This window comes from Xanthomonas sp. NCPPB 1132 (assembly GCF_056629235.1).
This window is the reverse complement of record NZ_CM152819.1, coordinates 4050745-4075280: the sequence shown is the minus strand read 5'-3', so window position 1 is coordinate 4075280 and position 24536 is coordinate 4050745. Positions and strand designations below refer to the sequence as shown.

The following is a 24536-nucleotide window of genomic DNA, read 5'->3' as shown; positions in this document are numbered from 1 at the left end:
GGGCGTTTGCCCACAGGCCGCCGGCGTTTCCTGTCCCGCCTCCCCGCTTCCAACGATTCCCTATTCGCTATTCCCGATTCCCGGAGAAATCAAATGAAAGACCTGCTCAACCTCTTCAACCAGCAGCGCCAGACGCTGGACTTCGACGCGATCAAGATCGCGCTGGCCTCGCCGGACCTGATCCGTTCGTGGTCCTTCGGCGAAGTGAAGAAGCCGGAAACCATCAACTACCGGACCTTCAAGCCCGAGCGCGACGGCCTGTTCTGCGCCGCCATCTTCGGCCCGATCAAGGACTACGAGTGCCTGTGCGGCAAGTACAAGCGCATGAAGCACCGCGGCGTGGTCTGCGAGAAGTGCGGCACCGAAGTGACCCTGGCCAAGGTGCGCCGCGAGCGCATGGGCCACATCGACCTGGCCTCGCCGGTCGCGCACATCTGGTTCCTGAAGTCGCTGCCGTCGCGCATCGGCCTGATGCTGGACATGACCCTGCGCGACATCGAGCGCGTGCTGTACTTCGAAGCCTACGTGGTGACCGAGCCGGGCCTGACCGCGCTTGAGCGCCGCCAGCTGCTCACCGAAGAGCAGTACCTGACCGCGCGCCAGGAGCACGGCGACGACTTCGACGCCGCCATGGGCGCCGAGGCCGTGTACGAACTGCTGCGCACCATCGATCTGCAGTCGGAAATGACCCGCCTGCGCGAAGAGATCGCCAGCACCGGTTCGGAAACCAAGCTCAAGCGTCTGACCAAGCGCATCAAGCTGATCGAGGCCTTCATCGAGTCCGGCAACCGTCCGGAGTGGATGGTGATGACCGTGCTGCCGGTGCTGCCGCCGGATCTGCGTCCGCTGGTGCCGCTGGACGGCGGCCGCTTCGCGACCTCCGATCTGAACGACCTGTACCGCCGCGTCATCAACCGCAACAACCGCCTGCGCCGCCTGCTCGAGCTGAACGCGCCGGACATCATCGTGCGCAACGAAAAGCGCATGCTGCAGGAATCGGTCGATGCGCTGCTGGACAACGGCCGCCGCGGCCGTGCCATCACCGGCACCAACAAGCGCCCGCTGAAGTCGCTGGCCGACATGATCAAGGGCAAGCAGGGCCGGTTCCGCCAGAACCTGCTCGGCAAGCGCGTGGACTACTCCGGCCGTTCGGTGATCGTGGTCGGCCCGACCCTGCGCCTGCACGAGTGCGGCCTGCCGAAGAAGATGGCGCTGGAGCTGTTCAAGCCGTTCGTGTTCGCCAAGCTGCAGCGTCGCGGCCTGGCCACCACCATCAAGGCCGCCAAGAAGCTGGTCGAGCGCGAAGAAGCCGAGGTCTGGGACATCCTGGAAGAGGTGATCCGCGAGCACCCGGTGCTGCTGAACCGTGCGCCGACCCTGCACCGCCTGGGCATCCAGGCGTTCGAGCCGGTGCTGATCGAAGGCAAGGCGATCCAGCTGCACCCGCTGGTCTGCACCGCGTTCAACGCCGACTTCGACGGTGACCAGATGGCCGTGCACGTGCCGCTGTCGCTGGAAGCGCAGCTGGAAGCGCGCGCGCTGATGATGTCCACCAACAACATCCTGTCGCCGGCCAACGGCGAGCCGATCATCGTGCCGTCGCAGGACGTGGTGCTGGGTCTGTACTACATGACCCGCGCGCTGGAGAACAAGAAGGGCGAGGGCATGGTCTTCGCCAACATCGCCGAAGTGAAGCGCGCCTACGACAACCGTGCGGTCGAACTGCACGCCAAGGTCAAGGTCCGCATCACCGAGACGGTGATCGACGAGGACGGCAACCGCACCAAGAAGGCCTCGATCGTGGACACCACGATCGGGCGTGCGCTGCTGGCCGAGATCCTGCCGGAAGGCCTGCCGTTCGCGCTGGCCAACACCGAACTGACCAAGAAGAACATCAGCCGCCTGATCAACTCCAGCTACCGTCAGCTGGGTCTGAAGGACAGCGTGGTGTTCGCCGACAAGCTGATGTACACCGGCTTCGCCTACGCGACCCGCGCCGGCGTGTCGATCGGCATCGACGACATGCTGATCCCGTCGGAGAAGAAGGGCATCCTCGGCGAAGCCGAGCAGGAAGTGCTGGAAATCCAGGAGCAGTACCAGTCCGGTCTGGTCACCGCCGGCGAGCGCTACAACAAGGTCGTGGACATCTGGTCGCGCACCAACGAGCGCATCGCCAAGGCGATGATGGACACCATCGGCACCGAGAAGGTGGTCAACGCCAAGGGCGAGACCATCGACCAGAAGTCGATGAACTCGCTGTACATCATGGCCGACTCAGGCGCGCGTGGTTCGCAGGCGCAGATTCGTCAGCTGGCCGGCATGCGCGGCCTGATGGCCCGCCCGGACGGCTCGATCATCGAGACGCCGATCAAGGCAAACTTCCGCGAAGGCCTGAACGTGCAGGAGTACTTCAACTCCACCCACGGTGCCCGTAAGGGTCTGGCCGATACCGCGCTGAAGACCGCCAACTCCGGTTACCTGACCCGCCGCCTGGTCGACGTGGCGCAGGACGTGGTGATCACCGAGCCCGATTGCGGCACCACCGACGGCCTGACCATGACCCCGATCGTGGAAGGCGGCGACGTGGTCGAGCCGCTGCGCGACCGCGTGCTCGGCCGCGTGGTGGCCGAGGACGTGTTCCTGCCGGGCAACGACGAGGATCCGATCGTCACCCGCAACACCCTGCTCGACGAGCAGTGGGTGGCCAAGCTGGAAGAGGCCGGCGTGCAGTCGGTCAAGGTCCGCTCGACCATCACCTGCGAATCGGCGTTCGGCGTGTGCGCGCGCTGCTACGGCCGCGACCTGGCCCGTGGCCACCTGGTCAACATCGGCGAAGCGGTCGGCGTCATCGCCGCGCAGTCGATCGGCGAGCCGGGTACCCAGCTGACCATGCGTACCTTCCACATCGGCGGCGCGGCTTCGCGTGCGGCGGCGGTGGACAACATCACGGTCAAGACCACCGGTTCGATCAAGTTCAACAACCTCAAGTCGGTCGAGCACGCCAACGGCTCGCTGGTGGCGGTGTCGCGTTCGGGCGAACTGTCGGTGCTCGACGGCCACGGCCGCGAGCGCGAGCGCTACAAGCTGCCGTACGGCGCCACCATCACCGCCAAGGACGGTGATGCGGTCAAGGCCGGCCAGTCGGTGGCGAACTGGGATCCGCACAACCACCCGATCGTGTCGGAAGTGGCCGGTTTCATCCGCTTCATCGACTTCATCGACGGCGTCACCGTCATCGAGAAGACCGACGAACTGACCGGCCTGGCCTCGCGCGAGATCACCGATCCGAAGCGTCGCGGCACCCAGGCCAAGGACCTGCGCCCGATCGTGCGCATCGTCGACGCCAAGGGCAACGACCTGACCATCCCGGGCACCGATCTGCCGGCGCAGTACCTGCTGCCGCCGCGCTCGATCGTCAACCTGCAGGACGGCGCGCCGGTCGGCGTGGGCGACGTGGTCGCCAAGATCCCGCAGGAAGCGTCCAAGACCCGCGACATCACCGGTGGTCTGCCGCGCGTGGCCGACCTGTTCGAAGCGCGCAAGCCGAAGGATCCTGCGATCCTGGCCGAGCGTTCGGGCATCATCAGCTTCGGCAAGGACACCAAGGGCAAGCAGCGCCTGATCATCAAGGACACCGACGGGTCGGAGCACGAAGAGCTGATCCCGAAGTACCGCCAGATCATCGTGTTCGAAGGCGAGCACGTGGCCAAGGGCGAAACCGTGGTGGACGGCGAGCCGAGCCCGCAGGACATCCTGCGTCTGCTGGGCGTCGAGCCGCTGGCCGCCTACCTGGTCAAGGAAATCCAGGACGTGTACCGCCTGCAGGGCGTGAAGATCAACGACAAGCACATCGAGGTCATCACCCGGCAGATGCTGCGCAAGGTCGAGATCACCGACCAGGGCAACAGCAAGTTCCTCAATGGTGAGCAGGCCGAGCGCCAGCGCGTCATCGAGGAGAACGCCCGCCTGGCGACCCGCAACGAGCTGCCGGCCAAGTACGAGCCGGTGCTGCTGGGCATCACCAAGGCCTCGCTGGCGACCGAGTCGTTCATCTCGGCTGCGTCGTTCCAGGAGACCACCCGCGTCCTTACCGAGGCGGCGGTCCGCGGCACCAGCGACACGCTGCGCGGCCTGAAGGAAAACGTGATCGTGGGTCGCCTGATCCCGGCCGGTACTGGCCTGGCGTACCACAACACGCGCCGCCGCAACGCCAGCGGCCTGACCGAGTCGGAGATGCAGACCCTGTCCGGCGGCAGCGCCGAGCCGGCGGTCGAGACCTCCGCCCCGGCGGCTGCCGGCAGCGAAGAGTAAGCAACACGCCGGACCGGTCCCGCCCGCGGGGCCGGTCTACCACGCGAAAGGGGGCGCAGCGGAAACGCCCCGTATTCCGGCCCCGGATGGGCCAGCAAGTAAAAATTCCGTTGTGTTGACGGCGCTTTGACTTGCCCGCTATACTTTCCTGTCTCGGCAGGCCGTCCTTCGGCCTGCCTTCGTTTTCACGCATCCAGGCCCGACGGCCTCAATCAGAAGAATCCACTGATGGCGACGATCAACCAGCTGGTCCGCAAGCCGCGGCAGGCGACCACCTACAAGAGCGCCTCTCCGGCGCTGGACAAGTGCCCGCAGCGCCGTGGCGTCTGCACGCGCGTGTACACCACCACCCCGAAGAAGCCGAACTCGGCCCTGCGCAAGGTCGCCAAGGTGCGCCTGACCAACCAGGAAGAGGTCATCAGCTACATCGGCGGCGAAGGCCACAACCTGCAGGAGCACTCCGTGGTCCTGATCCGCGGCGGCCGCGTCAAGGATCTGCCGGGCGTGCGCTACCACACCGTGCGCGGTTCGCTCGACGCCGCCGGCGTTGCCAAGCGTCGCCAGGGTCGTTCCAAGTACGGCGCCAAGCGCCCGAAGAGCTAAGGGAAAGTACACATGTCTCGTAAAGGTAATACGCCGCAGCGCGCCGTTCTCCCGGATCCCAAGCACGGGAGCGAAACCATCGCCCGCTTCATCAACATGGTGATGCTGAGCGGCAAGAAGTCGGTCGCCGAAAAGATCGTGTACGGCGCGATGGACGTGATCGGCGAGAAGAACCCCAACGCCATCGAGCTGGTGCAGAAGGCGCTGGACAACGTCGCTCCAGCGGTCGAAGTCAAGTCCCGCCGCGTCGGCGGTGCCACCTACCAGGTGCCGGTCGAGGTGCGTTCCTCCCGTCGCATGGCGCTGGCGATGCGCTGGCTGATCGACTCGGCGCGCAAGCGCGGCGAGAACTCGATGCCGCGCAAGCTCGCGGCCGAGCTGGTCGATGCTTCGGAAAACCGTGGCGGCGCCATCAAGAAGCGCGAAGAGACTCACCGCATGGCGGAAGCGAACAAGGCATTCGCGCACTATCGCTGGTGACCTTCCGGGCCTTGGAAACGGGGCCCGCTGGCACCATCTGAGTGCCGCTAGCCGCGCCGTTGCGCGTGGCACAAATCCGAAGGCCGCCGCAAGGCGGCGTTCGGCCATCCGAAATCCAAGAAATTTGAGAGGCTCCCTGTGGCCCGTACCACTCCCATCGAGCGTTACCGCAACTTCGGCATCATGGCTCACATCGATGCCGGCAAGACCACCACCTCCGAACGCATCCTGTTCTACACCGGCGTCAGCCACAAGATCGGCGAGGTGCATGACGGTGCCGCGACGATGGACTGGATGGAGCAGGAGCAGGAGCGTGGCATCACGATCACCTCCGCGGCCACCACCGCGTTCTGGACCGGCATGGACAAGTCCATGCCGCAGCACCGCTTCAACATCATCGACACCCCCGGGCACGTGGACTTCACCATCGAAGTCGAGCGCTCGCTGCGCGTGCTCGACGGCGCGGTGTTCGTGCTGTGCGCGGTCGGCGGCGTGCAGCCGCAGTCCGAGACCGTGTGGCGTCAGGCCAACAAGTACGCGGTGCCGCGTCTGGCGTTCGTCAACAAGATGGACCGCACCGGCGCCAACTTCGACAAGGTCGTCGAGCAGCTGAAGGCCCGCCTGGGCGCCTACCCGGTGCCGATGCAGGTGCCGATCGGCGCCGAAGACGGCTTCGAGGGCGTGGTCGACCTGGTCAAGATGAAGGCGATCCACTGGGATACCGCCTCGCAGGGCACCGTGTTCGAATACCGTGACATCCCCGCGCACCTGGTCGACAAGGCCACCGAGGCGCGCGCGTTCATGGTCGAGGCCGCGGCCGAAGCCAACGAAGACCTGATGGACAAGTACCTCAACGAGGGCGACCTGTCCGAGGCCGAGATCCTGGGCGGTCTGCGCGAGCGCACCCTGAAGGTGGAAGTGGTGCCGGTGTACTGCGGTACCGCGTTCAAGAACAAGGGCGTGCAGGCCATGCTCGACGGCGTGATCCAGCTGCTGCCGTCGCCCAGCGACCGTCCGCCGGTCAAGGGCATCGACGAGGACGAGAAGGAAGACAGCCGTCCGGCCACCGACAACGCCCCGTTCTCGGCGCTGGCGTTCAAGATCATGACCGACCCGTTCGTCGGCTCGCTGACCTTCTTCCGCGTCTACTCGGGCACGCTGAACTCCGGCGACCAGGTGTACAACCCGGTCAAGTCGAAGAAGGAGCGCGTGGGCCGCATCCTGCAGATGCACTCCAACAACCGCGAAGAGATCAAGGAAGTGCGCGCGGGCGACATCGCCGCGGCGGTGGGCCTGAAGGACGTCACCACCGGCGACACGCTGTGCGCGCAGGACCACATCATCACCCTGGAGCGCATGGTGTTCCCGGAGCCGGTGATCTCGATGGCGGTCGAGCCGAAGACCAAGTCCGACCAGGAAAAGATGGGCATCGCGCTGAGCCGTCTGGCGCAGGAAGATCCCTCGTTCCGCGTCAACACCGACGAAGAGTCCGGCCAGACCATCATCCGCGGCATGGGCGAGCTGCACCTGGAAATCATCGTCGACCGCATGAAGCGCGAGTTCAACGTCGAAGCCAACGTCGGCAAGCCGCAGGTGGCCTACCGCGAGACCATCCGCAAGGCGGTCAAGCAGGAAGGCAAGTTCGTGCGTCAGTCCGGCGGTAAGGGCCAGTACGGCCACGTCGTGCTCGAGATCGAGCCGCAGGAACGCGGCCAGGGCTACACCTTCGAGAACGCGATCGTCGGCGGCGTGGTGCCGAAGGAATACATCCCGGCGGTGGACAAGGGCATCCAGGAAGCGGTGGCCAACGGCGTGATGGCCGGCTACCCGATCGTGGACGTCAAGGTGCGCCTGATCGACGGTTCGTACCACGACGTCGACTCGTCGGAAATGGCGTTCAAGATCGCCGGCTCGATGGGCTTCAAGGAAGGCTTCAACAAGGCCAACCCGGTGCTGCTGGAGCCGATCATGAAGGTCGAGATCGTCACCCCGGAGGATTACCTGGGCGACGTGATGGGCGACGTGAGCCGTCGTCGCGGCATCCTGCAGGGCCAGGACGACAGCCCGTCGGGCAAGGTGATCAACGCGATGGTGCCGCTGGGCGAAATGTTCGGCTACGCCACCACGCTGCGCTCGATGTCGCAGGGTCGCGCCACCTTCTCGATGGAGTTCGACCACTACGCCGAAGCGCCGGCCAACATCGCCGACTCGGTCATCAAGAAGAACTGAGATTAGAGCGACGGGGTGCGTGCCGCGGACCCGATCCGCGCCGCATCCCGCTCGCTCGTCCCCCAATACGAATCACGAGGTAGAGAAGACATGGCAAAGGGTAAGTTCGAGCGCACCAAGCCGCACGTCAACGTCGGCACCATCGGTCACGTCGACCACGGCAAGACCACGCTGACCGCGGCGCTGACCAAGATCGGCGCAGAGCGCTTCGGCGGCGAGTTCAAGGCGTATGACGCGATCGACGCGGCGCCGGAAGAGAAGGCGCGCGGCATCACGATCTCGACCGCCCACGTGGAATACGAATCCCCGACGCGCCACTACGCGCACGTGGATTGCCCGGGTCACGCGGACTACGTCAAGAACATGATCACCGGTGCGGCGCAGATGGACGGCGCGATCCTGGTGTGCTCGGCCGCTGACGGCCCGATGCCGCAGACCCGCGAGCACATCCTGCTGTCGCGCCAGGTCGGCGTGCCGCACATCGTGGTGTTCCTGAACAAGGCCGACATGGTCGACGACGCCGAGCTGCTCGAGCTGGTCGAGATGGAAGTGCGCGAGCTGCTGAGCAAGTACGACTTCCCGGGCGACGACACCCCGATCATCCACGGCTCGGCCCGTCTGGCGCTGGAAGGCGACCAGAGCGAGATCGGCGTGCCGGCGATCCTGAAGTTGGTGGACGCGCTGGACTCGTTCATCCCGGAGCCGCAGCGCGACGTGGACAAGCCGTTCCTGATGCCGGTGGAAGACGTGTTCTCGATCTCCGGCCGCGGCACCGTGGTGACCGGCCGTATCGAGCGCGGCATCATCAAGGTGGGCGACGAAATCGAAATCGTCGGCATCCGTGCGACGCAGAAGACCACCGTGACCGGCGTGGAAATGTTCCGCAAGCTGCTGGATCAGGGCCAGGCGGGCGACAACGCGGGCCTGCTGCTGCGCGGCACCAAGCGTGACGACGTGGAGCGCGGCCAGGTGCTGTGCAAGCCGGGTTCGATCAAGCCGCACACCGAGTTCGAAGCCGAGGTGTACGTGCTGTCGAAGGACGAGGGCGGCCGTCACACCCCGTTCTTCAAGGGCTACCGTCCGCAGTTCTACTTCCGTACCACCGACATCACCGGTGCGGTGCAGCTGCCGGAAGGCGTGGAAATGGTGATGCCGGGCGACAACGTCAAGATGGTGGTGACGCTGATCAACCCGGTGGCGATGGACGAAGGCCTGCGCTTCGCGATCCGCGAAGGCGGCCGTACCGTCGGCGCCGGCGTGGTGGCCAAGATCATCAAGTAATGCCCTCTGGCGGCGCAGGCCGCCGGTGACATCGCCAGCGACTGCGGTCGCCGGCATCGCGAAGGGTCGGCGTATGCCGGCCTTTCGTCGTTTCGGGCCATGCAGAAATCTTGCGATTTGCTGCGCCGCGGTGTTGCGGAGGCGTGAAGTCGTCGCTATAATGCGCGGCTAGGCGTTCCTGGGTAGGGCGCCGGTAAGACAGCGAAAAGAGAGGCAGGACGCCGCTCGTGTTCGCAGGACCGGGAAGGTCGCGTCGCATGGAGCACTCAACAACCCCGGGTTGTTGACGTTGCTCTAGCTGCGCATTATACTTTTCCGTCTGGGCAGGCCGGGTCGACTGGTCTGCCCCAGTTTTTGGGGCGGAGGAATGCCCCCGCCGAGCCGGATGCTCTGCGGTACGACATCAGGAAACAACCGGGGCAGGTATCCCAGAGGCCTTGCCCGTCGCTCTTTTAACGAAGGAACCCACCGTCATGGCGGACCAAAAGATCCGGATTCGGCTGAAAGCGTTCGATCATCGTTTGATCGACCGTTCGGCCAGCGAGATCGTCGAGACGGCCAAGCGGACCGGCGCGCAAGTGCGTGGCCCGATCCCGCTGCCGACCAAGATCGAACGCTACACCATCCTCGTTTCCCCGCACGTCGACAAGGACGCGCGTGACCAGTACGAGACCCGCACGCACAAGCGCGTGCTCGACATCGTCGACCCCAACGACAAGACCGTGGACGCGCTGATGAAGCTCGAACTCGCGGCTGGCGTCGATGTCCAGATCAAGTTGACCTGAGGACTACGACCATGACGAAGAAGTATTCGTTGGGCTTCGTGGGCCGCAAGGCCGGCATGAGCCGCGTCTTCACCGAAGACGGCCGCTCCATCCCGGTCACCCTGATCGAAGCGACCCCGAACCGCATCACCCAGCTCAAGACTGTCGAAGCCGACGGCTACAGCGCCGTGCAGATCACCGTGGGCGCCCGTCGCGCCGCGCTGGTCAACAAGCCGGCGTCCGGCCATTTCGCCAAGGCGAAGGTCGAAGCGGGTCGCGGCCTGTGGGAGTTCCGCGTCGAGGACGCGCAGCTGGGCGAGTTCGCCGTCGGCGGCGAAATCAAGGCGGACATCTTCGCCGTCGGCCAGAAGGTCGACGTCCAGGGCGTCACCAAGGGTAAGGGCTTCCAGGGCACCATCAAGCGGCACAACTTCCGCATGGGCGATGCCACCCACGGTAACTCGCTGTCGCATCGCGCGCCGGGTTCGCTGGGTCAGCGCCAGACCCCGGGTCGCGTTTTCCCGGGCAAGAAGATGTCCGGCCACATGGGCGCGGTGCAGCAGAGCACGCAGAATCTGGAAGTGGTCAAGGTCGACGTCGAGCGTGGCCTGATCGCCATTCGCGGCGCTGTGCCTGGCGCTGCCGGTGGCGACGTGATCGTGCGTCCGGCTAGCAAGGCATAAGGAGAGATGGCGATGGAACTCGTTATCACGGGTAGCAACAACAAGGTCTCGGTCTCTGACGCCGTGTTCGGCCGCGATTTCAGCGAGGATCTGGTTCACCAGGTCGTCGTCGCCTATCGCAACGCCGGCCGCGCCGGCACCAAGGCGCAGAAGACGCGTTCGGAAGTCAACGGCACTACCAAGAAGTCGAAGAAGCAGAAGGGCGGTGGCGCTCGCCACGGCGCGCTGACCGCTCCGATCTTCGTCGGCGGTGGCGTGACCTTCGCGGCCAAGCCGCGCAGCTTCGAGCAGAAGGTCAACCGCAAGATGTACCGCGCGGCCATCTGCGCGATCCTCTCGGAACTGAATCGCCAGGGCCGCCTGATGGTCGTCGACGCGTTCGACGTCGAGGCCAGCAAGACCAAGGGCCTGGTCGAGAAGCTGAAGGGTCTGGAAGTGGGCAAGCGCCCGCTGATCGTGACCGAAGAAGCGTCCGAGCATCTGTACCTGTCCGCCCGCAATCTTCCCTACGTGGAAGTGCGCGACGTGCAGGGCCTGGATCCGGTGTCGCTGGTCGGGGCCGATACGGTCGTGATCACCGCCGATGCGGTCAAGAAGGTCGAGGGGTGGCTGGCATGAGCAGCAACGAAAAAATCTTCAGCGTGCTGCGCGCTCCGCGTGTCTCCGAAAAGACCGCGCGCCTGCAGGAACTCTCCAATCAGTACGTCTTCGAGATTTCGAACGAAGCCACCAAGGCCGATGTCAAGGCCGCGGTCGAGCAGCTGTTCGACGTCAAGGTCGAGTCGGTCAACGTGTTGAACGTCAAGGGCAAGAACAAGTCCTTCCGTTCGCGCAGCGGTCGTCGCGGCGATTGGCGCAAGGCGTACGTGCGTCTGGCCGAAGGCCAGTCCATCGACGTAACGGCCAAGGCCTGAGGTACATCCCATGCCATTGATGAAATTCAAGCCCACCTCCGCAGGCCGTCGTTCGGCCGTGCGCGTGGTCACGCCCGATCTGCACAAGGGCGCCCCGCACGCTGCACTGGTGGAAAAGCAGAGCAAGTCCGGTGGTCGTAACCACCACGGCCGCATCACCACCCGCCACGTCGGCGGTGGCCACAAGCAGCACTACCGCGTCATCGACTTCAAGCGCAACAAGGAAGGTATCCCGGCGCGCGTGGAGCGGATCGAATACGATCCCAACCGCACCGCCCATATCGCCCTGCTGTGCTACGCCGACGGCGAGCGCCGCTACATCATCGCGCCGAAGGGCCTGAAGGCCGGCGACCAGGTGATCGCGGGTTCGGATGCGCCGATCAAGACCGGCAACACCCTGCCGCTGCGCAACATCCCGGTCGGTACCACCGTCCACGGGATCGAGCTGAAGCCGGGCAAGGGCGCGCAGATCGCGCGTGCCGCCGGCGCCGCGGTGCAGCTGGTCGCGCGTGAAGGCATCTACGCCACCCTGCGTCTGCGCTCCGGCGAAATGCGCAAGGTGCCGTCCGAGTGCCGCGCCACCATCGGCGAAGTCGGCAACGACGAGCACAACCTCGAGAAGCTGGGCAAGGCGGGCGCCAAGCGCTGGCGTGGCGTGCGTCCGACCGTTCGCGGTGCGGCCATGAACCCGGTCGACCACCCGCACGGTGGTGGTGAGGCGAAGGCCGGTCAGGGTAATCCGCATCCGGTCACCCCGTGGGGTGTCCCGACCAAGGGTTACAAGACGCGCCATAACAAGCGCACCGAACAATTCATCGTCCGCGATCGTAGGGGCTAATCGACCATGGCACGTTCACTCAAGAAGGGCCCGTTCGTCGATCACCACCTCGTCAAGAAGGTGGAGGCCGCGGCCGGTAGCAAGCGTCCGATCAAGACCTGGTCGCGTCGCTCGATGATCCTGCCGGAGATGGTGGGTTTCACCATCGCCGTGCATAACGGCAAGAACCACGTTCCGGTGCTGGTCAACGAGAACATGGTCGGCCACAAGCTCGGCGAATTTGCCGTCACCCGGACCTTCAAGGGTCACGGTGGCGACAAGAAGTCGGGCCGGTAAGGAGAGATGACGATGGAAGCGAAAGCAATCCTGCGCACCGCGCGCATCTCCCCGCAGAAGGCCCGCCTGGTCGCCGACCAGGTCCGTGGTCTTTCCGCCGAGCGGGCGGTCAACCTGCTGAAGTTCTCGGACAAGAAGGCTGCCCACCTGATCAAGAAGGTGGTGGAGTCGGCGATCGCCAATGCCGAGAACAATCAAGGCGCGGATGTCGACGAGCTGAAGGTCAAGACCATCATGGTTGATGAAGGTCCGACCCTGAAGCGTTTCATGGCGCGGGCGAAAGGCCGCGGTACCCGCATCCTCAAGCGCACCAGCCACATCACTGTGGTTGTGGGCGCCGCCAAGTAAGCGGAAAGGAAAAGACGATGGGTCATAAAGTTCATCCGATCGGAATCCGCCTGGGTATCGCCAAGGACTGGAATTCCAAGTGGTACGCCAACAAGGCTGAGTTCGCCGGTTACCTGGCAGCCGACCTCAAGGTCCGCGAAATGCTGCGCAAGAAGCTGGCGCAGGCGGGCATCAGCAAGATCCTGATCGAGCGTCCGGCCAAGACCGCGCGCGTGACGATCCACACCGCCCGCCCGGGCGTGGTGATCGGCAAGCGCGGTGAGGACATCGAGAAGCTGCGCAAGGAAGTGAGCGAGATGATGGGCGTCCCAGCCCACATCAACGTCACCGAAGTGCGCAAGCCGGAGCTGGATGCGCAGCTGGTCGCCGAGTCGATCGCGCAGCAGCTGGAGCGTCGCATCATGTTCCGCCGCGCGATGAAGCGCTCGGTCGGCAACGCGATGCGCCTGGGTGCCCTGGGCATCAAGGTCAACGTCGCCGGCCGTCTGAACGGTGCGGAAATCGCCCGTTCCGAGTGGTACCGCGAGGGCCGCGTGCCGCTGCACACGCTGCGTGCCGACATCGACTACGGCTTCGCCGAAGCCAAGACGACCTACGGCATCATCGGCATCAAGGTCTGGATCTACAAGGGCGAGATCTTCGATTTCTCCCAGGTTGGCCAGGAAAAGCAGGACGATTCCCCGCGCAACGATCGTAACGATCGCGGCGACCGTGGCGACCGTCCGTCGCGTCCGGCCCGTGAAGCGAGGTAACGGCAATGTTGCAACCCAAGCGAACCAAATACCGCAAGATGCACAAGGGTCGTAACGACGGCCTAGCGTGGAGCGGAAACGCCGTCAGCTTCGGCGAGTACGGGCTGAAGGCCACGGCGCACGGTCAGTTGACCGCGCGCCAGATCGAAGCGGCGCGCCGCTCGATCAGCCGCTACGTCAAGCGCGGCGGCAAGATGTGGATCCGCGTGTTCCCGGACAAGCCGATCACCAAGAAGCCGATCGAAGTGCGAATGGGCTCCGGTAAGGGTAACGTCGAGTACTGGGTCGCGCAGATCCAGCCCGGTCGCATGATCTATGAAATCGAAGGCGTCGGCGAAGATGTCGCGCGCGAGGCGTTCCGCCTGGCCGCTGCCAAGCTTTCGGTGACCACCACCTTCGTGACCCGGACGGTACGCTGATGGACATCAAACAACTCCGCGAGAAGTCGGCCGACGATCTGAAGGCCCACCTGACCGATCTGCGCAAGGAGCAGTTCGCCCTGCGCATGCAGCAGGTCACCGGGCAGCTGCCGAAGACTCACGAAACCCGCCGGGTGCGCCGCGAGATCGCTCGCGTCAAGCACCTGCTCGGCAGCACGAAGTAAGGATGGCCGCGATGAGCGACAATAACGAAAGCAAGACGCTGCGCACGGTCGAAGGCCGTGTGGTCAGCAACAAGATGGACAAGACCGTCACCGTGCTGGTGGAGCGTCAGGTCAAGCATGCGCTGTACGGCAAGTACATCAAGCGCTCGACCAAGCTCCACGCCCACGATGCCGACAACGCCTGCAACGAAGGCGATGTCGTGCGCGTGACCGAGATTGCGCCGATGTCCAAGACCAAGAACTGGCGGGTGGTGGAAATCGTCACCCGCGCGGCCGAATAAGGGAGATCTGAATCATGATCCAGATGCAGAGCTACCTCGACGTCGCCGACAATTCCGGTGCCAAGGAAGTGATGTGCATCAAGGTGCTCGGCGGCTCCAAGCGCCGCTACGCGCACATTGGCGACATCATCAAGGTCACCGTCAAGGACGCGATCCCGCGCGGCAAGGTCAAAAAGGGCGAAGTCTACGACGCCGTCGTCGTGCGTACCCGCAAGGGCGTGCGTCGTCCGGACGGTTCGTTGATCCGCTTCGATGGCAACGCCGCGGTGTTGCTCAACAACAAGCAGGAGCCGATCGGTACGCGCATCTTCGGGCCTGTGACCCGCGAGCTGCGTTCCGAGAAGTTCATGAAGATCGTCTCGCTCGCTCCCGAAGTGCTGTGAGCGGAGGACATACACATGGCTAACCGTATCAAGAAGGGCGACCAGGTCGTCGTCACCACCGGCAAGGACAAGGGCAAGCAGGGCGAAGTCGTCCGCGTCGACGGCGACCGCGTGGTCGTCTCCAACGCGAACATCGTCAAGCGCCACACCAAGCCGAACCCGCAGGCGGGCGTCGCCGGCGGCGTGGTCGAGCGCGAAGCGTCGATCCATATTTCCAACGTTGCGATCCTCAACCCGGCCACGGGCAAGGGCGACCGCGTTGGCTTCAAGGTGCTGGAGGATGGACGCAAACTGCGTGTGTTCCGCTCCAGCGGTGAGGCGCTCGACGCCTGAGGAATGACACAATGACTTCCCGTCTCGAAAAGATCTACAAGGAAGAAGTGGTACCGGCTCTGATGAAGAAGTTCGGTTACACCAATCCGATGGAAGTGCCGAAGCTGGTCAAGGTCACGCTGAACATGGGCGTGGGCGAAGCCGCGACGAACAAGAAGATCCTGGAAAACGCCGTCGCCGACATGGCCAAGGTCTCCGGCCAGAAGCCGGTGGTGACCAAGTCGCGCATCTCGGTCGCTTCGTTCAAGATCCGCGATGGCTGGCCGATCGGCTGCAAGACCACGCTGCGTCGCGCCAAGATGTACGAGTTCCTGGACCGCCTGATCAACATCTCGCTGCCGCGCGTGCGTGACTTCCGTGGTGTCTCGGGGCGTTCGTTCGACGGCCGCGGCAACTTCAACATGGGCGTGAAGGAGCAGATCATCTTCCCGGAAATCGACTTCGACGCCGTCGACGCGATCCGCGGTATGGATATCGCCATCACCACCACCGCCAAGACCGACGCCGAAGCCAAGGCGCTGCTCGAAGCGTTCAAGTTCCCGTTCCGTAACTGATTGACAGCCGGGATTCGGGATTCGGGATTCGGGATGGAAGGGCGCTGCGCCCGTCACATCCCGGATTCTGGAAATCTCCAATCCCCACTCTCGAATCCCGAGGATTTACAGATGGCAAAGACCTCCATGGTCAACCGCGACATCAAGCGCAAGAAGCTGGCGAAGAAGTTCGCCGACAAGCGTGATGCGCTGAAGAAGATCATCGCCTCCGGCACCGCCTCGTACGACGAGAAGGCCGAGGCCGTGACCAAGCTGCAGAAGCTGCCGCGCGATTCGTCGCCGAGCCGCCAGCGCACCCGTTGCGAACTGTCCGGTCGCCCGCGTGGCGTGTACGGCAAGTTCGGCCTGGGCCGCAACATGCTGCGCAAGGCGACCATGAACGGCGACGTTCCGGGCCTGCGCAAGGCCAGCTGGTAATTCCAGCGGCACCGGTCCCGTCCGCGGGGCCGGGCAGGGCGGTTTAGCCGCCCGCGTGTCGTTCAGACAATGAGTCCGACGCAAGTCGGACTTTTTGTCGTATACTCCCGCTCCTTGCCTCGCGGCAGGGACGGGTATGGCAGCCGCCGCGGGTTCCTCCGGCGGCTGCGCGCTTCACCCCCTGCGTCATTCCACCGCTCCACCACACAAGATTTTCGCGAAAGCGGATATCGGTGCACTCAAAGGTAGACACCATGAGCATGACTGATCCCATCGCCGACCTGCTGGTCCGCATCAAGAATGCGGCCGCGGTTGGCAAGCCGACGGTGAAGATGCCGTCCTCCAAGATCAAGGTTGCGATCGCGGAAGTGCTGAAGGCCGAAGGCTACATCAGCGATCTGCGCGTCAACGCGATCGAGAACAACAAGTCCGAACTGGAAATCGTGCTGAAGTATTTCGAGGGCCGTCCGGTCATCGATACGCTCAAGCGCGTTTCGCGTTCGGGTCTGCGCCAGTATCGCGGCAAGACCGAGCTGCCGAAGGTTCTCGGCGGTCTGGGCGTTGCCATCATTTCCACGTCCAAGGGCATCATGACCGATGCGCAGGCCCGTCAGGCCGGCGTCGGTGGCGAAGTCCTGTGCTTCGTGGCCTAAGGGAAGGAGCACTCACATGTCCCGCGTAGCCAAGAAGCCGATCTCCCTCCCGAAGGGCGTCGAACTCACCGTCCAGGCCGATCAGGTCAGCGTCAAGGGCCCGAAGGGCACCCTGTCGCTGCCGAAGCCGGCCGGCGTCGAAATCAAGCAGGAAAACGGTGTCGCCACGCTGTCGGCGAACGATCCGTCGCACATCGCCATCACCGGCACCGTTCGCGCCATCCTGGCGAACATGGTGCAGGGCGTGTCCGCGGGCTTCGAGCGCAAGCTCGAGCTGGTGGGCGTCGGCTACCGTGCCACGATGCAGGGCAAGGACCTGAGCCTGGCGCTCGGTTTCTCGCACCCGATCGTGTTCAGCGCGCCGGAAGGCATCACCCTGGCCGCTCCGACCCAGACCGAGATCCTGGTGCAGGGCGCCGACAAGCAGCGCGTCGGCGAAGTCGCCGCCAAGATCCGCGGTTTCCGTCCGCCGGAGCCCTACAAGGGCAAGGGTGTGAAGTACGCCGGTGAAGCCATCATTCGCAAGGAAGCCAAGAAGGCCTAAGGCAGGTCCTTCTGCGAGGAGCCCGGCCTCCATGGCCGGACTCTTCAATGCAAAAGCCTGTTCCCCTTCAGCTTTCCTAGGACACATACCATGAGCATCAACAAGAACATCGCCCGCCTGCGTCGCGCCAAGTCGACCCGTGCCCACATCCGCGAGCTCGGCGTCGCCCGCCTGTCGGTGCTGCGCACCGGCCAGCACCTGTACGCGCAGGTCTTCACCGCCGACGGCTCCAAGGTCCTCGCCGCGGCGAACACCCTGCAGGCCGACGTCAAGGACGGCCTGAAGAACGGCAAGAACAGCGACGCCGCCGCCAAGGTCGGCAAGCTGATCGCCGAGCGCGCCAAGGCCGCGGGCGTCGAGAAGGTCGCTTTCGACCGCTCGGGCTACCGCTACCACGGCCGCATCAAGGCGCTGGCCGACGCCGCGCGCGAAGGCGGCCTGCAGTTCTGATCCTTGCGGGCGCGGCGATGCCGCGCCCGTCCCGCCGATGCGGGCTGCATCGGACCTTGGCGCGCCTTCTGCGCGCGTCCGGGGAACACGGCTCCAGACCACAACCACAAGCGGCAACGAAGCCGTAAATCTTTTCCTCTATCAAGGACATCACAATGGCTGAAGAACAGCGTGCACCGCGGGGTCGTGATCGCGACCGCAACCGCGAAGAGAAAGTCGACGACGGCATGATCGAGAAGCTGGTCGCGGTCAACCGCGTCAGCAAGACGGTCAAGGGCGGTCGCCAGTTCACCTTCACCGCGCTGACCGTGGTCGGCGACGGCAACGGCAAGATCGGCTTCGGTTACGGCAAGGCGCGCGAAGTGCCGGTCGCGATCCAGAAGTCGATGGAGTATGCGCGCAAGGGCATGCTCAACATCGATCTGAACAACGGCACCCTGTGGCACCCGGTGAAGTCCGGCCACGGTGCGGCGCGCGTGTTCATGATGCCGGCCTCGGAAGGTACCGGCGTGATCGCCGGCGGCGCGATGCGCGCCGTGCTGGAAGCGGTGGGCGTGAAGAACGTGCTGGCCAAGGCCGTCGGCTCGCGCAACCCGATCAACCTGGTGCGCGCCACCCTGCGCGGCCTGGAAGACATGCAGTCGCCGGCCCGCATCGCGGCCAAGCGCGGCAAGAAGGTGGAGGATCTGACCCATGGCTAATGAATCCACCAAGACCGTCAAGGTGCGCCTGGTGCGCGGCCTGCGTGGTACCCAGTCGCGTCACCGCCTGTCGGTGCGTGCCCTGGGCCTGAACAAGCTCAACGATGTGCGCGAACTGAAGGACAGCCCGCAAGTGCGCGGCCTGATCAACAAGGTTCAGTACCTCGTCCAGGTTGAGGAGTAATCGACCATGACTTTGCATCTGAATGATCTGAAGCCCGCGCCGGGCGCGCGCACCGAGCGCACCCGCGTCGGTCGCGGCATCGGCTCCGGCCTGGGCAAGACCGCCGGCCGCGGCCACAAGGGTTCGTTCGCGCGCAAGGGCGGCGGCAAGATCAAGGCTGGCTTCGAAGGCGGCCAGACCCCCATGCAGCGCCGTCTGCCGAAGATCGGCTTCCGTTCGAAGATGGCCAAGGACACCGCCGAAGTGCTGTCCTACCAGCTCGACAACCTGCCGGCCGGCGAGATCGATTTCGCCGCGCTGCGTGCCGCGAAGCTGGTCCCGAGCACCGCGAAGAAGGCCAAGGTGGTCCTGAAGGGCGAACTGACCAAGAAGTTCGTGCTGAAGGGCGTTGCCGCGACCGCCGGTGCCAAGGCGGCAATCGAAGCTGCCGGCGGCAGCGTGCAGGAGTAACACGCAGATGGCGCAGGCTGGCATGGGGAATCTCGGCGGCGGGCTCGGCAAGTTCACGGAACTTCGCCAGCGCCTGTTGTTCGTCATCGGCGCATTGATCGTCTACCGCATCGGCTGCTACGTGCCGGTGCCGGGCGTCAATCCCGAAGCCATGCTTGCGCTGATGCAGGCGCAGGGCGGCGGCATCGTGGACATGTTCAACATGTTCTCGGGCGGCGCCCTGCACCGTTTCAGCATCTTCGCGCTGAACGTGATGCCGTACATCTCGGCATCGATCGTGATCCAGCTGGCCACGCACATCTTCCCGTCGCTGAAGGCGATGCAGAAGGAAGGCGAGTCGGGCCGGCGCAAGATCACCCAGTATTCGCGCATCGGCGCGGTGCTGCTGGCGGTGGTGCAGGGCGGCAGTATCGCCTTGGCGCTGCAGAACCAGACCGCACCGGGTGGCGCGCCGGTGGTGTACGCCCCCGGCATGGGCTTCGTGCTCACCGCGGTGATCGCGTTGACCGCCGGCACCATCTTCCTGATGTGGGTGGGCGAGCAGGTGACCGAGCGCGGCATCGGCAACGGCGTCTCGCTGATCATCTTCGCCGGCATCGTCGCCGGCCTGCCGGCGGCGGCGATCCAGACCGTGGAGGCCTTCCGCGACGGCAATATGAGCTTCATCGCCCTGCTACTGATCGTGCTGACCATCCTCGCCTTCACCCTGTTCGTGGTGTTCGTCGAGCGCGGGCAGCGGCGGATCACGGTGAATTACGCGCGCCGCCAGGGCGGCCGCAACGCGTACATGAACCAGACCTCGTTCCTGCCGCTGAAGCTCAACATGGCCGGCGTGATCCCGCCGATCTTCGCCTCCAGCATCCTCGCCTTCCCGGCGACGCTGTCGATGTGGTCGGGCCAGGCCGCCTCCAACAGCACCTTCGGCAGCGTGCTGCAGCGCATCGCCAATGCGCTCGGCCCGGGTGAGCCGGTGCACATGATCGTGTTCGCTGCGCTGATCATCGGCTTCGCGTTCTTCTACACCGCGCTGGTGTTCAACTCGCAGGAAACCGCGGACAACCTGAAGAAGTCCGGCGCGCTGATTCCGGGCATCCGTCCGGGCAAGGCCACGGCCGATTACGTGGACGGCGTGCTGACCCGCCTGACCGCGGCCGGTTCGGTGTACCTGGTGATCGTGTGCCTGCTGCCGGAAGTGATGCGTGCCCAGCTCGGCACCTCGTTCCACTTCGGCGGCACCTCGCTGCTGATCGCGGTCGTGGTGGTGATGGACTTCATCGCGCAGATCCAGGCGCACCTGATGTCGCACCAGTACGAAAGCCTGTTGAAGAAGGCCAACCTCAAGGGCGGCTCGCGCGGCGGCGGTTTTGCCCGCGGTTGATTGCTATACTGTTTGAATCCTTCCGCGAAGACGCCCCGGCTCCCGGGCGCAGTCTTCCGACTTGAAGGGCGGCCCGTGCAGCGGTCTCGTGCGCGGGTGAGACGTGGTGGTCCTGCGCTGGAGTAGCGCGGGCGGCAGGGCGGAGGTTTCTCCCTGTCAACGACGTCCGGCGCCGGAGCATGGGCACACTCCCCATGCCGGGCTTGCGGAACCTTGCGGTTCCTCGGGCTTCCATGTAACCCGAGACCTTGCTAGACTTATAAGTTCACTTTTTGATCCATCCTGCCGGATGGCGCCGTGGTGCGCCGTCGGGCCATCACTCAGTTGGAGAACCGCGTCATGGCGCGTATTGCAGGCGTCAACCTGCCAGCCCAGAAGCACGTCTGGGTCGGGTTGCAAAGCATCTACGGCATCGGCCGTACCCGTTCGAAGAAGGTCTGCGAAGCCGCAGGCGTGACCTCGACCACCAAGATCCGCGACCTGTCCGAGCCGGAAATCGAGCGCCTGCGTCTCGAAGTCGGCAAGTACATCGTCGAAGGCGACCTGCGTCGCGAAATCGGCATCGCCATCAAGCGACTGATGGACCTGGGCTGCTACCGCGGCCTGCGTCACCGTCGTGGCCTGCCCCTGCGCGGTCAGCGCACCCGTACCAACGCCCGCACCCGCAAGGGTCCGCGCAAGGCGATCAAGAAGTAAGGGACCGACATGGCTAAGCCCGCAGCAGCAAAGACCAAGAAGAAGATCAAGCGCGTCGTCACCGACGGCGTCGCCCACGTCCACGCTTCGTTCAACAACACCATCGTGACCATCACCGACCGTCAGGGCAATGCGTTGTCCTGGGCGACCTCCGGTGGCGCCGGTTTCCGCGGTTCGCGCAAGTCCACGCCGTTCGCGGCGCAGGTGGCCGCCGAGAAGGCCGGGCGCGCTGCGCTCGACTACGGCGTGAAGTCGCTGGAAGTGCGCATCAAGGGCCCGGGTCCGGGTCGCGAGTCCGCCGTCCGTTCGTTGAACAACGTCGGATACAAGATCACCAACATCATCGACGTGACGCCGATCCCGCACAACGGGTGCCGTCCGCCGAAGAAGCGTCGCGTCTAAAGGAGCGATAAGAAATGGCTCGTTATATCGGTCCTACCTGTAAGCTCGCGCGCCGCGAAGGCGCCGATCTTTCCCTCAAGAGCCCGGCGCGTGCGCTGGACTCCAAGTGCAAGCTGGAGCAGAAGCCCGGCCAGCACGGCGCGACCGCCCGCAAGGGCAAGCTGTCCGACTACGCCACCCAGCTGCGCGAAAAGCAGAAGGTCAAGCGTATCTACGGCCTGCTGGAGCGTCAGTTCCGCAACTACTACAAGAAGGCCTCGACCAAGAAGGGCAACACCGGCGAGAACCTGCTGCAGCTGCTGGAAACCCGCCTGGACAACGTCGTCTACCGCATGGGCTTCGCCGTCACCCGTCCGGCCGCGCGCCAGCTGGTGTCGCACCGTGGCGTGCTGGTCAACGGCAAGTCGGTGAACCTGGCCTCGTACCAGGTCAAGGCCGGCGACGCGATCGCCCTGTCGGAAAAGGCGCAGAAGCAGCTTCGCGTGCAGGAAGCGCTGACCGTTGCCGAAACGCATGACCTGAACCCGTCGTGGGTCGAGGTCGATTCGAAGAAGTTCAGCGGCATCTTCAAGGCCGTGCCGGACCGTGCGGACCTGCCTGCCGACATCAACGAAGCGCTGATCGTCGAGTTGTATTCGAAGTAATCACATCGGAGAGCCTCCGGTCCACGGAGGCTCGTCAGGAGAACCCGCAACATGACGGTTACCGCCAACCAGGTTCTGCGCCCGCGTGGGCCGCAGATCGAACGCCTTACCGACAACCGCGCCAAGGTCGTGATCGAGCCCTTGGAGCGCGGGTATGGGCATACGCTGGGCAACGCCCTGCGTCGCGTGCTGCTGTCCTCGATTCCCGGCTTCGCGATCACCGAAGTCGAGATCGACGACGTGCTGCACGAGTACACCACGGTCGAAGGGCTGCAGGAGGACGTGCTGGAAGTCCTGCTGAACCTCAAGGACGTGGCCATCCGCATGCATACCGGTGACAGCGCCACGCTGTCGCTGTCCAAGCAGGGTCCGGGCACGGTCACTGCCGCCGACATCAAGACCGACCACAACGTCGAGATCCTCAACAACGACCATGTGATCTGCCACCTGACCAAGGATACGGCGATCAACATGCGTCTGAAGATCGAGCGTGGCTTCGGCTATCAGCCGGCCGCCGCGCGTCGCCGTCCGGACGAAGAGACCCGCACCATCGGCCGCCTGGTCCTGGACGCCTCGTTCTCGCCGGTGCGCCGCGTCGCCTACGCGGTCGAGTCGGCCCGCGTCGAGCAGCGTACCGATCTGGACAAGCTGGTCCTGGACATCGAAACCAACGGCACGATCGATGCCGAGGAAGCCGTGCGCACCGCCGCCGACATCCTCAGCGACCAGCTATCGGTGTTCGGCGACTTCACCCATCGCGACCGTGGCGCGGCCAAGCCGGCCAGCAACGGCGTGGATCCGGTGCTGCTGCGTCCGATCGACGATCTGGAACTGACCGTGCGTTCGGCCAACTGCCTGAAGGCCGAGAGCATCTACTACATCGGCGATCTGATCCAGAAGACCGAAGTGGAGCTGCTCAAGACCCCGAACCTGGGCAAGAAGTCGCTCACCGAGATCAAGGAAGTGCTGGCACAGCGTGGCCTGTCGCTCGGCATGAAGCTGGAGAACTGGCCGCCGGCCGGCGTCGCCCAGCACGGCATGCTCGGCTGAGTTTTGCGCATCCGGCCGGTGCCGCAAGGCATCGGCCGCGTGTCGTTCGCTTCATCCGCATCACCACGTCGACGGGTCGCCAAGCCCGCGGCGTCGCCCGGTCAGGGACGGCCGGCACGGACCATCCGCAGTCCACATTCAACGCCAGGACGGCGACAGCGATCTCCAACAGTCCCACTCTTCCATAGGAATCCCAACCCATGCGTCACCAGAAATCCGGCCGCAAGTTCAGCCGCACCAGCGCCCACCGCGAAGCGATGTTCAAGAACATGGCGGCGTCGCTGATCAAGCACGAGCTGATCAAGACCACCCTGCCGAAGGCCAAGGAACTGCGCCGCGTCGCCGAGCCGCTGATCACCCTGGCCAAGGTCGACAACGTCGCCAACCGCCGCCTGGCCTTCGCGCGCCTGCGCGACAAGGAAGCGGTGGGCACCCTGTTCACCACGCTGGGCCCGCGCTACCAGGCGCGCCCGGGTGGCTACCTGCGCATCCTCAAGTGCGGCTTCCGCGCCGGCGACAACGCGCCGATGGCGTACGTCGAGCTGGTCGACCGCCCGGCCGTGGCCGAGGAAGTGGCCGAGTAATCGGTTCGCACCTGCAGCAGCAAGAAGCCCGGCATGTCCGGGCTTTTTTGCTTTTGGGGCGGGGATTGGGGAGTCGGGAGTCGGGATTGGTAGCGCCGTTGTCGCCGGGCTGCCGAACGGTTGCAAAAGCGCCGGGGCGCATGGTGATGGAGCGCACGATCGCGGATAATGCGCGGATCGTCGATGCGAGTTCGAGTCCGATGAATCCGTTACGTTGGGGTTTCCGCGCGCAGTTCCTGCTCGGCTTTCTGATCTGCGCCGGCTTGCTGGGCTATGCGATCTTCGTGCAGCTGCAGCTGGGCATCGAGCCGTGCCCGCTGTGCATCTTCCAGCGCATCGCCTTCGCCGCGCTGGGCGTGCTGTTCCTGCTCGGTGCCCTGCATGGGCCGCGCAGCGCCGGCGGGCGCAAGCTCTACGGCGTCCTGGCGTTCCTGGCCGCGCTCGTGGGTGCCGGCATCTCCACCAAGCACGTCTCGGTGCAGCTGTTCCCGGATCCGATGGCGTCCTGTGGCCCGCCGCTGAGCTTCCTGCGCGAGACCATGGGGCCGTTCGAGGTGCTGCGCCGGGTGCTGACCGGCACCGGCGACTGCGGCAACATCGACTGGCGTTTCCTTGGCCTGTCGATGCCGATGTGGTGCCTGATCTGCTTCGTGCTGCTGGCCGTGTTCGCGCTCTATGCCGGGTTCAAGAGCCGCAAGCGCACGCTGATCTGAGCGTGCACCTGCTGCGCGTCGATCGCCCGGCCTGAC

The 24536-nt window shown here is 64.9% G+C and carries 33 protein-coding genes; all 33 read left to right on the top strand.

The window, feature by feature from the left end:
* Positions 1 to 93: 93 nt before the first annotated feature.
* The 33 genes from rpoC to AC1G9L_RS17390 all read left to right on the top strand — a co-directional run bounded on the left by rpoC (position 94) and on the right by AC1G9L_RS17390 (position 24500).
* On the top strand, positions 94 to 4311 hold the full coding sequence (gene rpoC, locus AC1G9L_RS17550) for a DNA-directed RNA polymerase subunit beta' (protein ID WP_010341336.1): 4218 nt from the start codon (positions 94 to 96) through the stop codon (positions 4309 to 4311).
* 228 nt (positions 4312 to 4539) lie between these two features.
* Positions 4540 to 4914, top strand: coding sequence for a 30S ribosomal protein S12 (gene rpsL / locus AC1G9L_RS17545; RefSeq protein ID WP_003469157.1), 375 nt, complete (start codon positions 4540 to 4542; stop codon positions 4912 to 4914).
* Positions 4915 to 4926: 12 nt separating this feature from the next.
* Complete coding sequence (rpsG, locus tag AC1G9L_RS17540; protein ID WP_010341334.1) at positions 4927 to 5394, top strand: 30S ribosomal protein S7; 468 nt, start codon at positions 4927 to 4929, stop codon at positions 5392 to 5394.
* Positions 5395 to 5532: 138 nt separating this feature from the next.
* Positions 5533 to 7623: an elongation factor G gene (fusA, locus tag AC1G9L_RS17535; protein ID WP_010341333.1), complete on the top strand. Its 2091-nt coding sequence runs from the start codon at positions 5533 to 5535 to the stop codon at positions 7621 to 7623.
* A gap of 90 nt (positions 7624 to 7713) precedes the next feature.
* Positions 7714 to 8904, top strand: a complete 1191-nt coding sequence (gene tuf, locus AC1G9L_RS17530) for an elongation factor Tu (RefSeq protein ID WP_043093035.1) — start codon at positions 7714 to 7716, stop codon at positions 8902 to 8904.
* Positions 8905 to 9377: 473 nt separating this feature from the next.
* Entirely contained in the window at positions 9378 to 9689 is a 312-nt protein-coding gene (gene rpsJ, locus AC1G9L_RS17525) for a 30S ribosomal protein S10 (protein ID WP_010341589.1), read from the top strand.
* An 11-nt stretch (positions 9690 to 9700) separates the two neighbouring features.
* Positions 9701 to 10351 carry a 50S ribosomal protein L3 gene (rplC, locus tag AC1G9L_RS17520; RefSeq protein WP_010341590.1) on the top strand — a complete coding sequence of 217 codons (651 nt, stop codon included), beginning with the start codon at positions 9701 to 9703 and terminating at the stop codon, positions 10349 to 10351.
* 12 nt (positions 10352 to 10363) lie between these two features.
* Positions 10364 to 10969 carry a 50S ribosomal protein L4 gene (rplD, locus tag AC1G9L_RS17515; protein WP_481069597.1) on the top strand — a complete coding sequence of 202 codons (606 nt, stop codon included), beginning with the start codon at positions 10364 to 10366 and terminating at the stop codon, positions 10967 to 10969.
* Positions 10966 to 11265, top strand: coding sequence for a 50S ribosomal protein L23 (gene rplW / locus AC1G9L_RS17510; RefSeq protein WP_010341592.1), 300 nt, complete (start codon positions 10966 to 10968; stop codon positions 11263 to 11265). The genes rplD and rplW overlap by 4 nt, the downstream gene beginning before the upstream one ends.
* A gap of 10 nt (positions 11266 to 11275) precedes the next feature.
* The gene (gene rplB / locus AC1G9L_RS17505; protein WP_010341593.1) at positions 11276 to 12103 is read left to right on the top strand and encodes a 50S ribosomal protein L2; all 828 of its coding nucleotides are present in this window, start codon (positions 11276 to 11278) and stop codon (positions 12101 to 12103) included.
* A 6-nt stretch (positions 12104 to 12109) separates the two neighbouring features.
* Positions 12110 to 12379, top strand: coding sequence for a 30S ribosomal protein S19 (gene rpsS / locus AC1G9L_RS17500; protein WP_010341594.1), 270 nt, complete (start codon positions 12110 to 12112; stop codon positions 12377 to 12379).
* 12 nt (positions 12380 to 12391) lie between these two features.
* On the top strand, positions 12392 to 12727 hold the full coding sequence (rplV, locus tag AC1G9L_RS17495) for a 50S ribosomal protein L22 (protein WP_003470663.1): 336 nt from the start codon (positions 12392 to 12394) through the stop codon (positions 12725 to 12727).
* Positions 12728 to 12744: 17 nt separating this feature from the next.
* Positions 12745 to 13479 (top strand): 30S ribosomal protein S3, encoded by a 735-nt coding sequence (gene rpsC, locus AC1G9L_RS17490; RefSeq protein WP_010341595.1) that lies wholly within the window; start codon positions 12745 to 12747, stop codon positions 13477 to 13479.
* 5 nt (positions 13480 to 13484) lie between these two features.
* The gene (gene rplP, locus AC1G9L_RS17485) at positions 13485 to 13898 is read left to right on the top strand and encodes a 50S ribosomal protein L16 (RefSeq protein WP_003470657.1); all 414 of its coding nucleotides are present in this window, start codon (positions 13485 to 13487) and stop codon (positions 13896 to 13898) included.
* A complete protein-coding gene (rpmC, locus tag AC1G9L_RS17480; protein ID WP_010341597.1) occupies positions 13898 to 14083 on the top strand; it encodes a 50S ribosomal protein L29 in 186 nt (61 codons plus the stop codon). Before rplP ends, rpmC begins: the two co-directional genes overlap by 1 nt.
* A gap of 11 nt (positions 14084 to 14094) precedes the next feature.
* The gene (rpsQ, locus tag AC1G9L_RS17475; RefSeq protein ID WP_010341599.1) at positions 14095 to 14364 is read left to right on the top strand and encodes a 30S ribosomal protein S17; all 270 of its coding nucleotides are present in this window, start codon (positions 14095 to 14097) and stop codon (positions 14362 to 14364) included.
* A 14-nt stretch (positions 14365 to 14378) separates the two neighbouring features.
* Positions 14379 to 14747, top strand: a complete 369-nt coding sequence (gene rplN, locus AC1G9L_RS17470; protein ID WP_003486699.1) for a 50S ribosomal protein L14 — start codon at positions 14379 to 14381, stop codon at positions 14745 to 14747.
* 15 nt (positions 14748 to 14762) lie between these two features.
* Positions 14763 to 15080 carry a 50S ribosomal protein L24 gene (gene rplX, locus AC1G9L_RS17465; protein ID WP_010341604.1) on the top strand — a complete coding sequence of 106 codons (318 nt, stop codon included), beginning with the start codon at positions 14763 to 14765 and terminating at the stop codon, positions 15078 to 15080.
* Between the two features lie 11 nt (positions 15081 to 15091).
* Entirely contained in the window at positions 15092 to 15634 is a 543-nt protein-coding gene (rplE, locus tag AC1G9L_RS17460; RefSeq protein ID WP_010341606.1) for a 50S ribosomal protein L5, read from the top strand.
* A gap of 111 nt (positions 15635 to 15745) precedes the next feature.
* Positions 15746 to 16051 (top strand): 30S ribosomal protein S14, encoded by a 306-nt coding sequence (gene rpsN, locus AC1G9L_RS17455; RefSeq protein ID WP_010341607.1) that lies wholly within the window; start codon positions 15746 to 15748, stop codon positions 16049 to 16051.
* Positions 16052 to 16305: 254 nt separating this feature from the next.
* Positions 16306 to 16704, top strand: a complete 399-nt coding sequence (gene rpsH / locus AC1G9L_RS17450) for a 30S ribosomal protein S8 (RefSeq protein WP_010340446.1) — start codon at positions 16306 to 16308, stop codon at positions 16702 to 16704.
* A gap of 16 nt (positions 16705 to 16720) precedes the next feature.
* Complete coding sequence (gene rplF, locus AC1G9L_RS17445) at positions 16721 to 17248, top strand: 50S ribosomal protein L6 (protein WP_017908703.1); 528 nt, start codon at positions 16721 to 16723, stop codon at positions 17246 to 17248.
* Positions 17249 to 17338: 90 nt separating this feature from the next.
* Positions 17339 to 17698, top strand: a complete 360-nt coding sequence (gene rplR, locus AC1G9L_RS17440) for a 50S ribosomal protein L18 (RefSeq protein ID WP_010340448.1) — start codon at positions 17339 to 17341, stop codon at positions 17696 to 17698.
* 155 nt (positions 17699 to 17853) lie between these two features.
* Complete coding sequence (rpsE, locus tag AC1G9L_RS17435) at positions 17854 to 18399, top strand: 30S ribosomal protein S5 (RefSeq protein ID WP_010340449.1); 546 nt, start codon at positions 17854 to 17856, stop codon at positions 18397 to 18399.
* On the top strand, positions 18392 to 18583 hold the full coding sequence (gene rpmD / locus AC1G9L_RS17430; protein WP_010340450.1) for a 50S ribosomal protein L30: 192 nt from the start codon (positions 18392 to 18394) through the stop codon (positions 18581 to 18583). Before rpsE ends, rpmD begins: the two co-directional genes overlap by 8 nt.
* A gap of 6 nt (positions 18584 to 18589) precedes the next feature.
* Positions 18590 to 19033 (top strand): 50S ribosomal protein L15, encoded by a 444-nt coding sequence (rplO, locus tag AC1G9L_RS17425; protein WP_010340451.1) that lies wholly within the window; start codon positions 18590 to 18592, stop codon positions 19031 to 19033.
* 7 nt (positions 19034 to 19040) lie between these two features.
* Positions 19041 to 20411 carry a preprotein translocase subunit SecY gene (secY, locus tag AC1G9L_RS17420; RefSeq protein WP_010340452.1) on the top strand — a complete coding sequence of 457 codons (1371 nt, stop codon included), beginning with the start codon at positions 19041 to 19043 and terminating at the stop codon, positions 20409 to 20411.
* A 339-nt stretch (positions 20412 to 20750) separates the two neighbouring features.
* Positions 20751 to 21107: a 30S ribosomal protein S13 gene (rpsM, locus tag AC1G9L_RS17415; protein WP_010340453.1), complete on the top strand. Its 357-nt coding sequence runs from the start codon at positions 20751 to 20753 to the stop codon at positions 21105 to 21107.
* A gap of 9 nt (positions 21108 to 21116) precedes the next feature.
* The gene (gene rpsK / locus AC1G9L_RS17410) at positions 21117 to 21509 is read left to right on the top strand and encodes a 30S ribosomal protein S11 (protein ID WP_003470632.1); all 393 of its coding nucleotides are present in this window, start codon (positions 21117 to 21119) and stop codon (positions 21507 to 21509) included.
* Positions 21510 to 21523: 14 nt separating this feature from the next.
* On the top strand, positions 21524 to 22153 hold the full coding sequence (gene rpsD, locus AC1G9L_RS17405) for a 30S ribosomal protein S4 (RefSeq protein ID WP_010340454.1): 630 nt from the start codon (positions 21524 to 21526) through the stop codon (positions 22151 to 22153).
* Positions 22154 to 22204: 51 nt separating this feature from the next.
* Positions 22205 to 23203 carry a DNA-directed RNA polymerase subunit alpha gene (locus AC1G9L_RS17400; RefSeq protein WP_019799689.1) on the top strand — a complete coding sequence of 333 codons (999 nt, stop codon included), beginning with the start codon at positions 22205 to 22207 and terminating at the stop codon, positions 23201 to 23203.
* A 200-nt stretch (positions 23204 to 23403) separates the two neighbouring features.
* Positions 23404 to 23787, top strand: coding sequence for a 50S ribosomal protein L17 (rplQ, locus tag AC1G9L_RS17395; protein ID WP_010340456.1), 384 nt, complete (start codon positions 23404 to 23406; stop codon positions 23785 to 23787).
* Positions 23788 to 23987: 200 nt separating this feature from the next.
* On the top strand, positions 23988 to 24500 hold the full coding sequence (locus AC1G9L_RS17390; protein WP_267118846.1) for a disulfide bond formation protein B: 513 nt from the start codon (positions 23988 to 23990) through the stop codon (positions 24498 to 24500).
* The last annotated feature ends 36 nt before the right edge of the window (positions 24501 to 24536 follow it).

Excerpts from the sequence above, each read along its gene's own strand:
- rpsS (WP_010341594.1), top strand. The coding sequence starts at position 12,110 with ATGGCACGTTCACTCAAGAAGGGCCCGTTCGTCGATCACCACCTCGTC.
- rpmC (WP_010341597.1), top strand. The coding sequence starts at position 13,898 with ATGGACATCAAACAACTCCGCGAGAAGTCGGCCGACGATCTGAAGGCC.
- rpsN (WP_010341607.1), top strand. The coding sequence starts at position 15,746 with ATGGCAAAGACCTCCATGGTCAACCGCGACATCAAGCGCAAGAAGCTG.
- AC1G9L_RS17390 (WP_267118846.1), top strand. The coding sequence starts at position 23,988 with ATGAATCCGTTACGTTGGGGTTTCCGCGCGCAGTTCCTGCTCGGCTTT.
- rplX (WP_010341604.1), top strand. The coding sequence starts at position 14,763 with ATGGCTAACCGTATCAAGAAGGGCGACCAGGTCGTCGTCACCACCGGC.
- rplQ (WP_010340456.1), top strand. The coding sequence starts at position 23,404 with ATGCGTCACCAGAAATCCGGCCGCAAGTTCAGCCGCACCAGCGCCCAC.
- rplD (WP_481069597.1), top strand. The coding sequence starts at position 10,364 with ATGGAACTCGTTATCACGGGTAGCAACAACAAGGTCTCGGTCTCTGAC.
- rplR (WP_010340448.1), top strand. The coding sequence starts at position 17,339 with ATGAGCATCAACAAGAACATCGCCCGCCTGCGTCGCGCCAAGTCGACC.
- rplW (WP_010341592.1), top strand. The coding sequence starts at position 10,966 with ATGAGCAGCAACGAAAAAATCTTCAGCGTGCTGCGCGCTCCGCGTGTC.
- rpsL (WP_003469157.1), top strand. The coding sequence starts at position 4,540 with ATGGCGACGATCAACCAGCTGGTCCGCAAGCCGCGGCAGGCGACCACC.
- rpmD (WP_010340450.1), top strand. The coding sequence starts at position 18,392 with ATGGCTAATGAATCCACCAAGACCGTCAAGGTGCGCCTGGTGCGCGGC.
- rplC (WP_010341590.1), top strand. The coding sequence starts at position 9,701 with ATGACGAAGAAGTATTCGTTGGGCTTCGTGGGCCGCAAGGCCGGCATG.
- rpsG (WP_010341334.1), top strand. The coding sequence starts at position 4,927 with ATGTCTCGTAAAGGTAATACGCCGCAGCGCGCCGTTCTCCCGGATCCC.
- tuf (WP_043093035.1), top strand. The coding sequence starts at position 7,714 with ATGGCAAAGGGTAAGTTCGAGCGCACCAAGCCGCACGTCAACGTCGGC.
- rplO (WP_010340451.1), top strand. The coding sequence starts at position 18,590 with ATGACTTTGCATCTGAATGATCTGAAGCCCGCGCCGGGCGCGCGCACC.
- rpsJ (WP_010341589.1), top strand. The coding sequence starts at position 9,378 with ATGGCGGACCAAAAGATCCGGATTCGGCTGAAAGCGTTCGATCATCGT.
- rplN (WP_003486699.1), top strand. The coding sequence starts at position 14,379 with ATGATCCAGATGCAGAGCTACCTCGACGTCGCCGACAATTCCGGTGCC.
- rplB (WP_010341593.1), top strand. The coding sequence starts at position 11,276 with ATGCCATTGATGAAATTCAAGCCCACCTCCGCAGGCCGTCGTTCGGCC.
- rpsD (WP_010340454.1), top strand. The coding sequence starts at position 21,524 with ATGGCTCGTTATATCGGTCCTACCTGTAAGCTCGCGCGCCGCGAAGGC.
- rpsE (WP_010340449.1), top strand. The coding sequence starts at position 17,854 with ATGGCTGAAGAACAGCGTGCACCGCGGGGTCGTGATCGCGACCGCAAC.
- rpsQ (WP_010341599.1), top strand. The coding sequence starts at position 14,095 with ATGAGCGACAATAACGAAAGCAAGACGCTGCGCACGGTCGAAGGCCGT.
- rpoC (WP_010341336.1), top strand. The coding sequence starts at position 94 with ATGAAAGACCTGCTCAACCTCTTCAACCAGCAGCGCCAGACGCTGGAC.
- AC1G9L_RS17400 (WP_019799689.1), top strand. The coding sequence starts at position 22,205 with ATGACGGTTACCGCCAACCAGGTTCTGCGCCCGCGTGGGCCGCAGATC.
- rpsC (WP_010341595.1), top strand. The coding sequence starts at position 12,745 with ATGGGTCATAAAGTTCATCCGATCGGAATCCGCCTGGGTATCGCCAAG.
- secY (WP_010340452.1), top strand. The coding sequence starts at position 19,041 with ATGGCGCAGGCTGGCATGGGGAATCTCGGCGGCGGGCTCGGCAAGTTC.
- rplP (WP_003470657.1), top strand. The coding sequence starts at position 13,485 with ATGTTGCAACCCAAGCGAACCAAATACCGCAAGATGCACAAGGGTCGT.
- rplV (WP_003470663.1), top strand. The coding sequence starts at position 12,392 with ATGGAAGCGAAAGCAATCCTGCGCACCGCGCGCATCTCCCCGCAGAAG.
- rpsM (WP_010340453.1), top strand. The coding sequence starts at position 20,751 with ATGGCGCGTATTGCAGGCGTCAACCTGCCAGCCCAGAAGCACGTCTGG.
- rpsH (WP_010340446.1), top strand. The coding sequence starts at position 16,306 with ATGAGCATGACTGATCCCATCGCCGACCTGCTGGTCCGCATCAAGAAT.
- rpsK (WP_003470632.1), top strand. The coding sequence starts at position 21,117 with ATGGCTAAGCCCGCAGCAGCAAAGACCAAGAAGAAGATCAAGCGCGTC.
- rplF (WP_017908703.1), top strand. The coding sequence starts at position 16,721 with ATGTCCCGCGTAGCCAAGAAGCCGATCTCCCTCCCGAAGGGCGTCGAA.
- rplE (WP_010341606.1), top strand. The coding sequence starts at position 15,092 with ATGACTTCCCGTCTCGAAAAGATCTACAAGGAAGAAGTGGTACCGGCT.